Origin of the sequence: Oceanobacillus polygoni, assembly GCF_008304605.1 — a bacterium.
Lineage (GTDB): Bacteria > Bacillota > Bacilli > Bacillales > Amphibacillaceae > Oceanobacillus > Oceanobacillus polygoni.
This window is the reverse complement of the sequence record NZ_PIJY01000017.1, coordinates 1-16,490: the sequence shown is the minus strand read 5'-3', so window position 1 is coordinate 16,490 and position 16,490 is coordinate 1. Positions and strand designations below refer to the sequence as shown.

13 protein-coding genes are annotated in these 16,490 nt (G+C 38.4%); 6 read left to right on the top strand and 7 right to left on the bottom strand.

All coding sequences use genetic code 11. The features are described from left to right. Positions 1–152: 152 nt before the first annotated feature. The 6 genes from F1560_RS06055 to mbcS form a co-directional block, all read right to left on the bottom strand. Positions 153–1,826, bottom strand: coding sequence for an SLC13 family permease (locus tag F1560_RS06055; RefSeq protein ID WP_149473743.1), 1,674 nt, complete (start codon positions 1,824–1,826; stop codon positions 153–155). Between the two features lie 79 nt (positions 1,827–1,905). After that, complete coding sequence (locus F1560_RS06050; RefSeq protein WP_149473742.1) at positions 1,906–2,604, bottom strand: response regulator; 699 nt, start codon at positions 2,602–2,604, stop codon at positions 1,906–1,908. A gap of 4 nt (positions 2,605–2,608) precedes the next feature. Beyond that, positions 2,609–4,204, bottom strand: a complete 1,596-nt coding sequence (locus F1560_RS06045; protein WP_149473741.1) for an ATP-binding protein — start codon at positions 4,202–4,204, stop codon at positions 2,609–2,611. 243 nt (positions 4,205–4,447) lie between these two features. Further along, a complete protein-coding gene (locus tag F1560_RS06040; RefSeq protein ID WP_149473740.1) occupies positions 4,448–6,052 on the bottom strand; it encodes a glutathione ABC transporter substrate-binding protein in 1,605 nt (534 codons plus the stop codon). A gap of 86 nt (positions 6,053–6,138) precedes the next feature. Continuing rightward, a complete protein-coding gene (locus F1560_RS06035) occupies positions 6,139–7,101 on the bottom strand; it encodes a dipeptidase (RefSeq protein WP_149473739.1) in 963 nt (320 codons plus the stop codon). Positions 7,102–7,291: 190 nt separating this feature from the next. Beyond that, positions 7,292–8,869 (bottom strand): acyl-CoA synthetase MbcS, encoded by a 1,578-nt coding sequence (gene mbcS, locus F1560_RS06030; protein ID WP_149473738.1) that lies wholly within the window; start codon positions 8,867–8,869, stop codon positions 7,292–7,294. 132 nt (positions 8,870–9,001) lie between these two features. Between mbcS and F1560_RS06025 the strand changes: the two genes are divergently transcribed. After that, entirely contained in the window at positions 9,002–10,372 is a 1,371-nt protein-coding gene (locus tag F1560_RS06025; RefSeq protein ID WP_149473737.1) for a tetratricopeptide repeat protein, read from the top strand. A gap of 79 nt (positions 10,373–10,451) precedes the next feature. On the opposite strand, the gene larE is transcribed toward F1560_RS06025, so the two are convergent. Continuing rightward, entirely contained in the window at positions 10,452–11,285 is an 834-nt protein-coding gene (gene larE / locus F1560_RS06020; protein ID WP_420874462.1) for an ATP-dependent sacrificial sulfur transferase LarE, read from the bottom strand. A gap of 197 nt (positions 11,286–11,482) precedes the next feature. On the opposite strand from larE, the gene F1560_RS06015 reads away from it, so the two are divergent. The 5 genes from F1560_RS06015 to F1560_RS05995 all read left to right on the top strand — a co-directional run bounded on the left by F1560_RS06015 (position 11,483) and on the right by F1560_RS05995 (position 16,376). Continuing rightward, the gene (locus F1560_RS06015) at positions 11,483–12,325 is read left to right on the top strand and encodes an ABC transporter ATP-binding protein (protein WP_149473744.1); all 843 of its coding nucleotides are present in this window, start codon (positions 11,483–11,485) and stop codon (positions 12,323–12,325) included. Further along, a complete protein-coding gene (locus tag F1560_RS06010) occupies positions 12,258–13,013 on the top strand; it encodes an ABC transporter permease (protein WP_149473736.1) in 756 nt (251 codons plus the stop codon). Before F1560_RS06015 ends, F1560_RS06010 begins: the two co-directional genes overlap by 68 nt. Before the next feature lie 85 nt (positions 13,014–13,098). Further along, the gene (locus F1560_RS06005) at positions 13,099–14,055 is read left to right on the top strand and encodes an ABC transporter substrate-binding protein (protein ID WP_245347913.1); all 957 of its coding nucleotides are present in this window, start codon (positions 13,099–13,101) and stop codon (positions 14,053–14,055) included. A 477-nt stretch (positions 14,056–14,532) separates the two neighbouring features. Further along, positions 14,533–15,531, top strand: coding sequence for a GTPase (locus tag F1560_RS06000; protein ID WP_149473734.1), 999 nt, complete (start codon positions 14,533–14,535; stop codon positions 15,529–15,531). Positions 15,532–15,737: 206 nt separating this feature from the next. Then, complete coding sequence (locus F1560_RS05995) at positions 15,738–16,376, top strand: 2OG-Fe(II) oxygenase (RefSeq protein ID WP_149473733.1); 639 nt, start codon at positions 15,738–15,740, stop codon at positions 16,374–16,376. Positions 16,377–16,490 lie beyond the last annotated feature (114 nt).

Here is a 16,490-nt window from a genome sequence, read left to right as displayed (position 1 = left end):
CACGAAGTGAGGCTTTTTTTTAATACCTCGCTGGAAGCTCTATGGAACCCCCGGCATAGCCAGGGGTTTTCAAAAGACATAAGAATTCCTTCTAAGAATCTACTTTCTTAGAAGGAATTTTATACGGTTCTGAATTAACCTGTGTCACTACTTTATTTTATTAAACCTTCTGGAAAGGTTGTCAAATCAATACCGAAGACGAGTGGTAACATGAAATAAGCAAATAAAACAATGAGTATCGTTGAGAACACATTTAAAGAAAATCCTGTTTTTACCATTTCGATAATTTTTAGTTTACCAGTCCCGAATATAATCGCATTTGGCGGAGTTCCAACCGGCAGCATAAATGCACAGTTAGCAGCAATAGCACATGGAGCCATTAAAGCAATTGGGTGAACATCAATCGCAACCGCTAAAGCAGCTAAAATTGGCATGATCATAGTCGCTGTTGCTGTATTAGATGTGATTTCTGTTAACATCATAATTAATAAAGTTGCACCAGCAATAATGATAAAGATGTGGAGACCATCAAGTATTGTAAGCTGTTCTCCTAACCAACTAGATAAGCCACTTGATTGGAAACCTGCGGCAATAGCAAGCCCTCCACCAAACAATAACAACACGCCCCAGGGAATGTCTTTTGAATCAGCCCACTCGAGCACACGCGGACTCATTTTCGCAGGGATTAAGAATAATAGAATAGTTGCCATCATGGCAATCATCCCATCTGAAATTCCTGGTAATTGGTAAATCAGTGCACTTTCTCCGCTCCAGAAAAAATCTTTTGAAATCCACATAAAAGCAGCAAAAACAAAGATAGCTGCAACAACGCCTTCTTCATAAGAAATTTTCCCAAGCTTCTTTCTCTCATCTTGGATCAATTCTTTCCCACCCGGAATGTGTTTAAGATCAATCTTAAAAGCAATTTTTGCTAAATAGTACCACGTACAAAGCAGGATTATGATCATCAGTGGTGTTGCAAACAACATCCATGATGCAAAGGAAATTTCTATGCCAAATAGTTCTCTAACCTGTCCGGCAAAGATTATAGTAGGAGGTGTCCCGATTAAGGTAGCAAAACCACCAATTGTCCCCGCATAACCAACTCCGAAGAGCATTGATTTTTCAAATTTCGGCAAATCTGATCCATCTTTCTGACCTTTAAGTGTAGCAGCTACTTGTGCAGTGATTGCAAGAGCCATTGGAATCATCATCATTACCGCCGCTGTATTAGAAACCCACATCGATAAAAAGGCAGTAGCGGACATGAATCCGAGCAAAATCCGTTGTGTACTCGTTCCGATAACAGCTATGATAAACAGGGCGATTCTTCTATGTAAATTCCATTTTTCCATCGCCGTCGCAATAAAGAAACCACCTAAAAACAAGAAAATAATATCATTTCCGTAAGCAGAAGCAACCTCAGAACCTTCCATACTTCCTGTCAGTGGCAATAAAATAAGGGGCATTAAGGACGTCACAGGAATTGGGATCGCTTCTGTAATCCACCAAGTAGCAATCCATAAAGTAGATGCTAATACAAACCTTCCTTCTGTTGATAGTCCCTCTGGATAGAAGAAAATTAGTGTTAAAACAAACAACATCGGTCCTAATATTAACCCGACCTGTTGACCTTTTGAGTAAGGTTTTTTCTCATTTGGTTTATTTGGCTTAACCTCTTTTTGATTCAGTTTTTCATAATCACCTGACTCCTTTTTTAAGGCTTGGCTATTTTTCTTAGCATAAGAAAACACATTAAGTGCATCTTTTGTTTTCTTATGCTGCCGCCACATTTTGTCCCATACAAGTGCAAAGTCTTGTTTCATCATATCCACCTCTTTTTCGTTTTTTGAAAGCGTTTACTACATTATTCATTAAAATATAGGGTACGTCTAGTTTATTTAATTAAATGAAACCAGCTTCTAAAAATAAAGGCGCGTCTAATGTAGCTTTATATTTTTGTAATGGTCGCCCTAAAACTTGGTAAATTAATTGTGTTTCAATTAATTTTTCTTCCTCGAAAAAACGCAGATACTTACGTAGAGAGACGTGTGATATGGAACATTTTTCAGCAAGCTCCGTTGCGGTAAGCCAGTCATTTGTTTCAATTAAACATCGCATGACACGAAAGGCTGTTTCTTTCGTAATTCCTTTTGGCAGCGTATAGACTTTATTTTGTCCGCCTTTATGGAATAGTCGGTCAACCTCTTGCTGTGAAAAGATTTCACTTTTATCAAGTCTGTTTAAACGGTAACGATTTAAAGCTTTTTGAAAACGTTTAAAAGAAAATGGTTTGATTAAATAATCGACCACACCAAATCGGTGGCCGGTTTGAACTGTTTCCGCATCATTAGCTGAAGTAATTAAGATCACATCCAAATCTATTCCTTCTGCCCGAATTTGTTTTAGTAGGTCGAGACCATTTGTCGTGCCGATATAAACATCAAGCAGGAGTAAATCAGGCTGAATTTGCTTCAGTTTTTTCAATCCATCCTCAAGCGTATGTGCATCAAATATAAGCTCAAACCCGTCTATTTTATTTAAAAACAGACGGTGAAATCGACTAACATCTAAATCATCTTCAATCATTGCAACCTTAATCATTTGCTTAACTCCTTTCTGTATAAGGGATGTGAACCGTAATAATAGTCCCTTTATCTTTTTCAGATAAAATGTCTAATGTTCCATGAAGCAGCTGAATTTTCTTTTGGATATTGGCTATTCCATATCCGTGATCACCTTTTTTGGTAGTTACTAAAACTTGTTGCTCGCTTGCTGAAAAACCAATGCCATTGTCTTCAATCACATAACGAAGCACACCACCGACTTGTTTTAAGGTGAGTGTCAGATTTCTATGCTCCTTCTGCTTCATCGCTTCCCATGCATTATCAAAGGTATTCCCGATCACCGTAACCCAAGTATCAATGAAATCCGTATTCATGCTTGGCCAAGGTATCCCACTTTGGATATGAACATTAACCCCCATTTGTTCCATCCAACCAATTCTTTTAGATAAGTAGTGTGCAATACTCACATCTTCAACTAGCTGTCCGACTTGACTTACAGCACTCGCTGTTTTCAAATGGTAACGCTCAGATATATCTGCAATATAATCTTTTAATTCTTCATAGGATTCTGTTTCAACCATCGCTTGAATGATATGAAGTTTATTCATAAATTCATGTGTTTCACTTCTCAAGCTATGGGCATACACTTCCGCTCCAATCAGATCCCTCATTATGTCGTGAAGTTGGCTTCGTTCATTGAAGGTTGCCAGTGCTCCGACACATTGATTATTGACATACATGGGAACTCTCGTGACAATCACTTCGACATCCCCTTTTTTGATTAATTCATGATTGCCAGGAGATTTTGCCGTTATTGCTTCTTGAAGTTTTAACTCTGGCCAGATGAGATCAATCGAAGTGTGTTCGTATTGACCTCGGTAGCCTGTACGTCTTAAAAATTGCTGAGCTGTATCATTGGCTAAAAGGACTTCACCCCTGTTATTAATTGCTAATATCCCATCGTTTACAGCTTCAAGCATGGAATTTCTTTCTTGAACAGCTAAAGCAATTTCTTTTGGTTCCATTCCATTTAATGTTTTTTTCATCCGATTAGCTAGATACCAAGCACCAATAAGACCAAGGATTAAGCTTATCGCGGTAATCATAATTAAGATAATTTGATTTTCTAGGACAGCTTCTTGAATCGATTTTGTTGCAATCCCAACAGAAACAGCTCCAATTTGATTCCCTTCACGATCCCAAACTGGATGAAAAGCCCTCATGGACGGTCCTAATGTGCCTATATCCTCTGATGTATATTTTTCACCATTAAAAACTTCTTCAGCATCTGACCCAACAAAGGTTTGCCCAATTTTTTCATGATCTGGATGGGTAAAACGAATTTTTTGATTATCCATTATGACAATATATAAAAAGTCATTTTCTTCTCGAACAAGCTCGACGTAATCTATTAGTTCCTGATTGGGTTCTCCAATTAGAAGCGAATCTTGAATAAGTGCACTATAAGCAATGTGACTTGCACTAATCTGAACCTTTTCGGCTAGATATTCCCTTGTGTTCTTACTTTGATTATGAGCAACAAACGCACTCAATATCAGGAGCGAAATTAAGACAATGAGACTAGTAAATAACATCACTTGACCTTTTAATGAAACTTTTCCCCATAGTTGCTTCATGGTCATGTACCCCTTTAATTTATGTATGCATGCCACATATATCCTTTCAGAATATAGAGCATATGTTTATTAGTATTATACTTTCTACTTTTTGTGTCAACGTTAATAAAAAGTTTGGTAATGAGGTGCTTGCACGTTATTTAAATTTCTTACATCGTGAAATAATACCCCATCCCATTCATTCTATTTATTCCTAAAAACAAACAACTCCTTCTAAGATGCCTCACCTTAGAAGGAGTTGTTTTACTGTTCCATATATACATCTTTCAGGTTTAAAAGCTGTGTCGGCATTTGCGTTAGGCCTCTTACGTCTTCGTTTACACCCATTAAATATTCTTGATGATGAATGTAAACCATTGGTGCGATTTCAACTAGTATTTCCTGCACCTGACGGTAGAGTTCTAATCGTTCATTCGGATCAACAGTTTGGCGTGCTTGATCTAATAATTCATCTAACTCTGTATCTTCGGTAAATGTACGATTTCCAGCATTACCAAGATTGTCTGAGTGTAATAACGGATATAAACCATTATCTGCATCACCAGTAACGGTTGTCCAGCCAAAAACAAACATATCATGTTCCCCATTAGCCGTTTGCTCAAGCATTGCTCCCCATTCCAGGATTTCTACCTCAGCATCAATTCCAATTTCACTAAGCTGCGCTTGAATATTAGTTGCGGTATCAATTCGCTGTCGATCATCGTTTGTCCAAATGGTTGTTGTGAAGCCATCTTCAAAACCCGCTTCAGCTAACAATTCTTTTGCAGCTTCCACATTGTAATCGAGCCCAGCAACATCTTCACTATACCCGAAAACATTTGGTGCGATTGGACCTTTTGCAGGTGTTCCTATTCCATCATAAATCCCGTCAATAATTTGTCCTTTATCAACAGCCATCGATATCGCTTGTCTCACACGTTCATCATCAAATGGTTCTTTTGCCATATTAAATCCTAAATAAGATAATGCAGAGCTTTCTTGACGTTGTACGGATAAACCATCTGCTGCTTCAATTTGGCTAACATCTGATGGGCTTAATGGATTCGTAATATCCGCATCCCCAGTTTCTAGTTCAGCAATACGAGTCAAATCTTCCGCAACAACTTTAAATGTTACAGAATCAAGTAATGCAGGATCACCCCAATAATCCTCATTTTTTAACAAACGAACATATTGACCTGCTTGCCATTCGTCATATACAAATGGTCCTGTTCCTTGTGGGTTAGCGCTTATGACCGTTCCAGGGTTTTCACCATCCTCCATTGCAGCATAATCTTCTTCGATTTGCTCCTTAGAAATCATCACACCACCTGGATGTGCAAGATGAGCTGGAAGCGGAGCAAAAGGATATGCTGTTTCAAAGTGAACCGTATAATCGTCAATTACTTCTACTTCCGTAATCATATTGTACATAATCGCTCGTGGTGATCCAACCTCTGGATCAAGTGTACGGTCGATATTCGCTTTAACAACTTCCGCATTAAATTCAGAACCGTCATGGAATGTCACTCCTTCACGAAGCTTAAATTCCCATGTTGTGTCGTCGATTTGCTCCCAGCTTTCAGCAAGCAATGGCTGATTCTCCATATTTTCATCTTGCGTTACGAGGGTTTCAAAGATATTACGTTGCACATCACTGGACGGTGTATCATTGGAAGCAGCTGGATCCAATGATACCGCATCAGATTGCTTGGCAATTATCAAATCGCCACCTTGTGCTGCTTGTTCATCCGAATTCCCTTCCCCAGATTCATCTACATCATTAGGTTCACTTGCACAAGCAACAAGCGCCATACTTAGCAAGCCAATTAAAATAATTAAAACATACGATTTCTTCTGCATTCTCATGTGCTGTTTTCTCCTTATTTGAATATGTAGTTTAACTCATCTAATATATCGAAATTTGTCCGTAATTTCAAAACCTTTGTTTCAAGTTAACATGATCCTCTAATCAAACGATGATTAATAAAGTTTTGATAAGCAAAACCTCTAACTTCTTCCTCTGAATAATAATGTAGAAGTTTTTCAATGAAAGTTGGATAACACGAAGCATCCTCTAATCCAGTAACAAAGTTTGATATCCCGTCAAAATCCGAACCGAATCCGATATGCTTCACTCCACCAAGTGCACAAATATGGTCAATATGTTTCAGCAACTCATTCATTTGAGCTTCTTCCTTACCTTCATTAATAAAGGGTGGGTAAAAGACGACATGAATAAGTCCATTGTTTGTAATCATTGCTTTGAGCTGTTCATCATCTAGGTTCCTTGGGTGATCGCAAATTGCTCTTGCGTTGCTATGACTGGCAATGGGAAAATCTGCAAGCTCCATGATGTCCCAAAAACCTTTCACCGTTGCATGTGCAACGTCCGTAAAAACACCGTGATTGTTATTCAATTGAACGACTTCTTTACCGAGTAAAGTTAATCCTGCTCCACGGGGTTCCTCTGCTCCGTCCGCACAAAGATTAGCATTGTTCCACGTTATTCCGATAGATAGAACGCCAAAGCGGTATAGATGCCGAAGCTTCATCAAATCATTTCCAAATGCATCCGCACCTTCTAGCGTCAACACCGCTCCAATTTCTCCTGACTTCAAAGAAGCTATTTCACTCCACTTTTTAATATGCTTCATCTCCGGGTTTCTATCGATAATCTCTGTATGAAATAGATCAATTTGTTCCAAAGCATGCTGCCATTTTTCATCTGATGGTACATGGGGTGGAATAAAAATTGCAAAAAATTGAAGCATCACATTTCCTTCCGTTAAACGCGCTAAATTCGTTTGTATTTGTGGAGCATTACGAAAATCAAGAGGGATCTGGTTACCGTGTTGTTCTCTTTTTGCATGCTGTAGCTTTAAAAGTGCGTCGCAATGTGTATCTACTATTTTCATCTTCCCACTCCCTTTCTGCCATTTTATCACGTTAAATGCTATGTAGAATAAACAATCCATATCTACATGATTAGTAAAAAATTATCCATCGTACTTCACAATGTTCTTATGCTAAAAGTGAAGCAAACAGCAGATTTTCATTTAATAAAAAGAAAACGAAGAGATTGATTATCCCTCCGCTCGACATATATTATGCATTTTCTTTCTCATATTGTCTTAATTCTACCCGGCGAATTTTTCCGGAAGCGGTTTTTGGAAGTTCTTCAATAAACTCGATTTTCCTTGGGTATTTATACGGTGCAGTTGACTGCTTCACGTGGTTTTGTAATTCTTTTATTAAATCAGGATGATTCACTTCCACACTCTCTTGGAGTACAATGAATGCTTTTACAACATTTCCACGGATTTCATCTGGACTTGCAACTACCGCACACTCTTTTACTGCTGGATGTTTTGTTAAAGCATCTTCCACCTCAAATGGCCCAATTGTATAACCGGAGCTAACAATAATGTCGTCATTTCTACCCTCAAACCAGAAGTAACCTTCCTCGTCCATTTTTGCTTGGTCTCCGGTAATATAAAAATTACCGCGCTGGGATTTCTTAGTACGTTCTGGTTCCTTATAATATGCTTTAAATAATGCTGGTGTATCCAATGGGATTGCAATATCACCAACTGTTCCAACAGAAACTGGATTACAATCCTCATCGATTAGCTGTACATCATTTCCCGGTGTCGGTTTCCCCATCGATCCAGGCTTTACATCCATTCCTTTTAAAAATCCAAGGAGGAGCGTATTCTCCGTTTGTCCGTAACCATCTCGTACGGTAACACCAAAGTTCTTTTCAAATTGGTCAATCACTTCACGATTTAACGGCTCTCCAGCAGAAACTGCACTATGTAACGCAGAAAGATTATAGTCTGAGAGATTATCCAGCTTGGCCATTAATCGGTATTCTGTCGGTGTACAGCAGAATACCTTGATTTTATGATTCTCTAATAAGGTTAGATATTTTTTAGGATTAAATTTTCCACTATAGACAAAGCCTGTTGCACCTGAACCAAGTACGGATAAAAACGGGCTCCATACCCATTTCTGCCAGCCTGGAGCTGCCGTTGCCCATACTGTATCGCCGTCTTGTATGCTCAACCAGTTTGCTGGAGCTGTTTGCATATGTGCATACCCCCAACCATGTGAATGCATTACTGCTTTAGGATTTCCTGTTGTCCCAGAAGTGTAAGGTAAAAATGCGATATCATCCCTTGTAGTTGCTACCATCTCTAGCTCATCCGATGCCTTGTCCTTCATTTCATCAAGTAATCTCCAATCTTCTGCCTTATTACCAACAGAAAATTTCACAAGCTCTTGGTACTCTTCTATATCTGTGAATTGACCGACATAATCAGCATAACTTACAATACCACTTACTTCACCGTGCGTTATCCGGTATTGTAAATCTTTTGTCCGCAACATTTCTGAAGAAGGAATAATAATAATCCCTACCTTTAATGCAGCAAGATATACTTCATAGGTCTCAATAATTCGAGGCATCATGACTAATAATTTATCACCTTTCTTAAGCCCTTGTTCAAGAAAGATGTTTCCTATTCGGTTTGCATTTTGCATAAGTAATTGGTATGTAATTTCTTTCTGATTTCCGTGTTCATCCTCCCATACAATCGCCTTACGACTTGCTTCACCGGCATATTTTTCTATTTCCATCACAATATTATACGTTTTTGGTGCCATTAGATGTTCTTTATTCATTTTATAACCTCCATTTAGAACCTGATACTAACTTCTAATCATTATATCAGAACATAAAAAAATTAGAAATATCCAAATTCGTTGAAATCGCTTCCGTATGTTAAGATAAAACTAATAGGAGGAGGTTCTAAAATGACAGATATGCAATTTCAAGTACAGATGAATAAGAAAAAAATTCGCCTAACCGCAGCACAGCTCGTTTTCTACAAACAAAGTAAAGTGTTAGAAGCCACCGATGAGAATAGTAACTATTACTATTTAGTTTTTTATAAAAATAATTTTATTAATGGAGCAAAACGTAACCAAATCAAAATAAATTCCCATGTTCATCATGCATTTAAAAACGGGATTTATTTCCGAGGAGAACATCCGATTACCACTACTTTAATCAAGAATCAGAAATCATTCCACCTAATCACGTTTAATCAACTATATAAGAACATTCAAAAACACTACTCCAATCTTGAAACTGCACTCATTTTTTCCTATTTTGATTCATTTACAAAGTTAGATTCCATCCATAAGTTATTTAAACAAACATTTTATGAATACCGTAGAAATGGCCAACATTTCGCTGCCTACCAACTTTTGAAATGCTATGGTCAAGCATACCCGAACAATAAATTCAGCTATGATATGTTGCACAACCTGCAATATCAAACCTATAAACCAATCTATCAAGACATGACAAAGCTTTACGAAAAAGACCCAATTTATTTCGAATCTTCCTTCCCAATTTTTAAAGATAATCAACGTTTACTTGAACTACTTCTCCAAATGTACCGTAAACAAAACCGCCTTCTCGATGAGCTTGCGGTTAGAAGTGAACTGCTCCAAGTTCATGATTCAGAGGAAAACATTAGCGCCACCTTACATCTATTGGAAAACTTCTCCTTAGACGATCAACTCTTGTGTTTACGCGAATTAAAGCAACTCCCAATTATCAAAGAAAAACGAATGCAACTGCTCTTAACAACTGAAAAAACAAATGACTTTGCAGACTTTCTATTTAACACGGATTTCCAGCCTACCCCTGAACAGTTGGACATTATTATCACGCGATTTGAGCAAGCTGATTCTGATGTACTTTCTTCCTACATGGATCTATCTAAAACAAGATTGCTTTCGTTATGCCGCTCCGATGCTCGTCTATTAGAGAGGCTAGTCACCCCATTCGTAACTGCCTTTTTAAACCATTATTCGCTAGATGACATTTTAGACTGGCTCGAGGCTTTTCGTAATGCCAAATTCCATTTACCGATTGAACGGAAGCTAATAAAAATGCAAGCAATGACAGAAGATCCCGATCAGCAATTTGCCTTAGGTGAACTCTATGTCCATTTTCAGCAATTAGAAAAATCAATTGACTGCTTCAAATGGGAAATGGAAATGCACCCAAATAATCCAAAGCCAGTATCGTATTTATCTAAAATTTATGACCAGCTTGGGCAACAGGAGGAAGCTACGGCATACCAACAGCTATTAGTTCAAATGAATCGATAAACGGAGAGTATATAAGCTTATGTTTTAAAATAAAAAAGGAGCCGTCCATACCTTTTAGGTAATGAACGGCTTCTTATTTTTAACCTACTTCAGTTTCTAATTGCTTTTTCGGTAATACTTCGTTCATGCTTCCTGTACGATAGCCTTTTAAATCAACGGAAACGTAATCAAATCCTAATGATACAAGTTTCATTTGAATTTGCTCGCGTTGCTTGAGTAAATCTACAACCTTATCCTCTGTCACTTCAATTCTAGCAACATTTTCATGATAGCGCACACGGACCATATCAAAACCAAGTTTAATTAAGAAAAGCTCCGCATCATTTACTTGGCTAATTTTTTGACGATTAATTTCTGTTCCATATGGGAATCTAGAAGCTAAGCTGCATGATGCTGGCTTATTCCATACAGGTACATCCAATTGCTTCGACAACTCACGGATTTCGTGTTTATAAAGGCCTGCTTCCTGTAAAACACTACGTGCGCCTTCTTCTGTTCTCGCTTTCAAACCTGGACGAAAATCATCCATATCATCCATAATCATACCATCCAATACATACGGATAACCTAGTTCTTCTGCTAAATCATTTAGATGCATGTAAAGCATTTTTTTACTATGGTACCAGCTGTCCGGTGTATTTGCCACAATTGCTGGATTATTCAATTCCTTCATTTCTGTCTTTAAAACTTGTACACCCATTTTTTCAGCAAGCTTCACTGCTCCATCAAATTCCTCCTGACGGAAAAGCTCCGATGCTACTACTACCGCAAGCACATTGTCCCCTAACTCCTGCTGGGCACGCTTTAATAGAAATGAACTATCCACTCCACCTGAAAACGCAACCATTACACGCCCCATATCAGAAAGAATCTGACCAAGCTGACTGTTTTTCTCAACCATTGTATTATTCATTATGCTTCTCCTCACTTTTGTATATATTTGATACCATTATAACATAATCTATCCTCACCACATTAGTTTACCGCCCAAACAAAACACTGTCAATGAAATCGCTTTAAAAATTATTTAGTTGACAAATTTACCTGTTGGCTACATATTATAATAAAACCTATAATATTACTGAGAATTAGTAAGGAGCGGTGAAAATAATGTACCTCTCACTAGAAGGTGTTGAAAAAAGCTTTCGAAATAATATGAACAGCGAGATAAAGGTTTTGGATGATATTAGCTTCCACATAGAAAAGGGGCAATTTGTATCGATTGTTGGCCCTTCAGGCTGTGGAAAATCCACGTTACTATATTTAATTTCCGGTCTGGAAAAAGCATCAAAAGGAAAGATTGAAGTAGATGGAGAAGCTGTAAATAAACCAGGCCCGGATAGAGTAGTTGTATTTCAAGAGGATGGACTTTTCCCATGGGCAACAGTTCTTGATAATGTAACTTATGGATTACTTCTGAAAAAAATGCCAAAAAAAGAGGCGGAACAAAAAGCACTTGAAATGCTGAAGCTTGTTCATTTAAGTAACTATGTTGATGCTTATCCCCATCAGCTATCTGGTGGAATGAAGCATCGCGTATCGATTGCACGAGCACTCGTTATGGACCCGGATATTTTATTAATGGATGAACCATTCGCTGCATTAGATGAACAGACAAGAATGACACTGCATCATGAGCTGCTTGAAATATGGAGAAGAACCAAAGTGACTGTTTTATTTGTTACGCATAATATACGAGAAGCAGTGCTTTTATCCCAAAAAATTATTGTTATGGGAACGCGTCCCGGAAACATTAAGACAACGTTTCCCGTCAAAACAACGCAGGATGGGATAACACCAGACGGCGTTACGCTTGATCTGGAACAAAAGATTCTTGCAGCATTAGAAGAAGAAATGGAAAAAGTGCTAAAGGAGGAGCTTGGAGATGATTACAGCTTTAAGACGGGTTCTGTTCATCGCGATACTAGCGGTGATATGGGAAGTGGCATCTAGACTTTCACCCGTTCCTGACTTTATGTTTCCAGGAGTACTCCAAGTGCTTGAGACATTGGTTACAGGAATTATTGGGGGGCAAATTACCGAAGCCATGTTTCGAAGTATCGGTCGATTACTCTTCGGATTTATTATCGCGTCAACGCTTGGACTTTTCCTTGGTTATTTAATTTGGCGATTTAAACTAATCGACGATACACTTGGTTTCCTTGTCGTCGCATTGCAATCCATCCCAAGCATTGTCTGGTTACCACTTGCAATTGTCTGGTTTGGTCTTGGCGAAGCAGCAATCCTTTTTGTTGTTACAATTGGCGCAACGTGGACGATGACCATGAATACAACAAGTGGATTTAAAAATGTACCTCCCCTCTATCAACGGGTTGCCAAAACATTTGGATCCAGTGGATTTCATCTATTACGAACCGTTATTATCCCTGCATCCGTCCCACAAATTATTTCTGGCATGCGGTTAGCTTGGGCATTTTCTTGGCGTGCATTGATGGCCGGGGAATTATTAGGTGCTGGTGGTGGACTTGGACATTTACTTGAAACAGGACGTTCGCTTGGTCAAATGGATTTAGTTATATCTGTGATGATTATCATCGCAATTATTGGAACGATTATTGACAATGTTGTTTTCTCAAAACTTGATCGAAGTGTTCAGAAAAAATGGGGATTATCTTCTTAAAACATTTGAATCTATGAAAATTTGTATGACAGTTGGAGGGTTTAAAATGAATAAAAAATCGATGCTAGGCATGATTTTAGTAGCTATGTTGGTCTTTTTGGCAGCATGTGGTGGCTCTTCGGAAAATAGCGAAACAGATGAAGTTACCATCGGCTACTTTCCGAATTTAACACATATTGCAACAATTGTTGGTTTAGAGAATGGTTACTTTGAAGAAGAATTTGGTGAAGATATTACACTTCATACAAAAACGGTAAATAATGGTGGATTGTTTATGGAAGCTATGGCTACAAACGCAATTGATGTTGGTACAGTTGGCCCTGGTCCATTACTAAATATCTATGTCAAAGATCCAAGCTATCATATTATATCTGGCGCTGTTAATGGGGGCGCTGTTTTAGTTGCAGATAGTGATAGTGGTGTTACCGAGCTTGCTGATTTAGATGGAAAGCGTGTTGCTATACCTGTTATTGGAAGTACACAGGATGTAATGCTTCGTAAAGCACTACAAGAGGTTGATTTATCACCGACTACAAGCGGTGGAACTGTTGAGCTATATGCGGCTGCCCCTGCAGACACAACTACCCTTTTCTCACAGGATTCTGTACACGCTGCTGCAACACAGGAACCATGGGGCTATGTACTAGAAACGCAAGCAAATGGCCAAAAGCTACTTGACTGGGACGAATTCGCTTGGGGGAAAGAATCTACCAATACAGTAGTTGCTGCTTCGGAGAATTTCATGGAAAACGAAGCATTGACGGAGTCGTACCTAAAAGCTCACCTTCGAGCAGTCGAGTTCATCCAAGAAAACCCAGAGGAAAGCCAAACATTAGTTATTGAGCATTTGAAAGAGCTCACTGGCCAAGAGCTTAATGCTGACGAAGTAGAAGCAGCATTTAATAACTTGGAAGTTACGACCGCTGTTAATGAACAAGTGATTCAAGAAATGGCAGATATCAGTTTAGAAGCTGAATATGTTTCAAGTAATGATATTGATGGGATGATTAATCTTTCGATATTAGAAGGATTGCAAGAATAATATTTCCAATGAAGCTGTCGTACAGATCTATTCTGGCGATAGCTTTTTTTGTGTATATGAAGGAAAATGCGAACCAATGATTATTTGCCGAGTTTGAGCAAGTTTCGCCGTCCGAGATCGCTCCGGACTGGTTTGAGCAACGTCTTCGTAGCGATAAACGATGTTAGTAATAACCAATTTTTAGCGGAGGAAAAGCGCGAAGTCTCTGCAGGATACGTGGCCAGAGTGAGACTTTACAGAACGATAGTTCAAGAAGGATCACGGGTCATCCTAAGGTGCGCGTAGTGTGTTTCCGTAGGTGAGTTCACGTACAATTCATCATTTCACCTTAGTTCGCATTCTATATTTTTACCTGTAACAATCTACAAATCGCGTGTAGCCAAGATGGGTAACTGTTTGTGCTTATTTTATCCAGTTATATTTAATCGTGTCACCATTCGGTTAATCTGGTAAAATAATGATTAAGGATGTGATATCTTGGCACAATTTAACGAACAAGAATTTGATGATGCATATAAACAAGAAACAGATCGTATCAATGCCCAGTTGGACAAAGAGATATTATTTGCCATGATCGGGGATGTCAATACGGGAAAGTCCTCTACAATAAATCAAATAATTGGCGCTGAGGTTGCTTTAGTTGGAGCCAAGCCAGGCGAAACAACAGGAATCGATCGCTATGTATATCGTGACAAAATCATTTTCGCAGATACACCTGGTCTGGATGATATTAATCGTCAAAACTCTGAAGAAACAATGAAATTTTATAAAGATGCAGATGTCATCCTATTTTTCCTAAATGCAGCTGGAACAGTTTTTTCAGAGGGGGAAAAGAGATCATTTGAAATGATTTCCAAGGAAAATAAAAACATCCTTTTTGTTTTAAACAAAATCGATGCTGCAGATGACATACCAAGCCTTGTTCAATATGTAAAGCAGCATACGAAAAATAAATATAACGTTGTTCCAATTTCTTCTCGAACAGGGGAAAACATCGATAAGCTTCGAAACGAAATAATGGGTATTTTGAAAAAAAAACATAAAGAAATACAATTTGCCAGACTTGTAAAAGAAAAGTCTTCAACAGCCAACAAGTGGATTCTAGCTGCTTCAGGTTCCGCAACTGCTGTAGGTGCGGCTCCGATACCAGGCTCAGACTTTATTCCGTTAACCGGTATTCAGGTTGGATTATTAGTTAAACTTGCAACCCTTTATGAAAAACCACTATCGAAGGAACGCGCTAAAGAGCTAACCATAGCAACCATTACCGGGAATATCGGAAAAACACTTTTCAGACAGGTGATTAAATTCGTTCCTGGAGCTGGGTCTGTTGCAGGAGGTAGCATCGCTGGAGGAATGACGCTTACTCTCGGATATGCCGTCAAGTATGCATATGAGAATGATATTGAATTAGATGCGAATAGCTTAAAATCATTATATGAGTATTTCAAGAAAAAGGACAAGGCTAAAGCATAACAAAAGTGCAGCTAGTAGGCTGTCCTTTTGTTATGCTTTCGTTAAAAAAGTTACGCAGCGAATGTCCCCTCCTGAAAACACCTCCAATAATTAGAGTTTAAAATTTATTAAAGAAACAGAAAGTTATAGTATAATAATAATAATAATAATGAAACATCCAGAAAGCCGTGTTCCGAAATTAAACTCATCTAAGGAGTAGATGCACGTTGACAAAGATAAACGAACAAACTATTTTTCATCAAGTAGGAAACCGATTTCAATCAGAAGATCGAGAGATTCATATCATTGCCCGTCTGGAAGAACCGCTCGTGGTAGTATTAGGGAATGTTTTGAGCGATGAAGAGTGCTACGAGCTCATTCGATTATCAAAAGATAACATGCATCGTTCGAAAATCGGATATTCCCGGGAATTAAATGACATTCGAACAAGCAGCGGCATGTTTTTTGAAGGCAATGAACACAGCATTCTGACTACAATTGAAAAACGAGTATCGAGCATTATGAACATCCCTGTCGAACATGCAGAAGGGCTCCAAGTTCTAAAGTACACACCCGGACAAGAGTACAAAGCTCATTTTGATTATTTCTCAACTACAAGCAAAGCATCCGAAAACAATCGAATCAGTACGCTGGTTATGTACCTAAATGAGGTTGAACAAGGGGGAGAAACCTACTTTCCGGAGCTTAATTTTTCCGTTTCGCCGAAAAAGGGAATGGCGGTGTATTTTGAATATTTCTATTCGGATCACAGCCTAAATGAACGAACCTTACACGGTGGAGCACCCGTAATCGCAGGAGAAAAATGGATAGCCACACAATGGATGAGAAAACAAAGCATGAGATAATCAAGAATAAAATAAATAGAAAAAGAGACTTGCTAGGTACCGACCCCCAAAAGTTAGAGTAAAAAACTAACTTTTGGGGGTGTTTTTATGGCGAAATATAGTGAGGAATTTAAA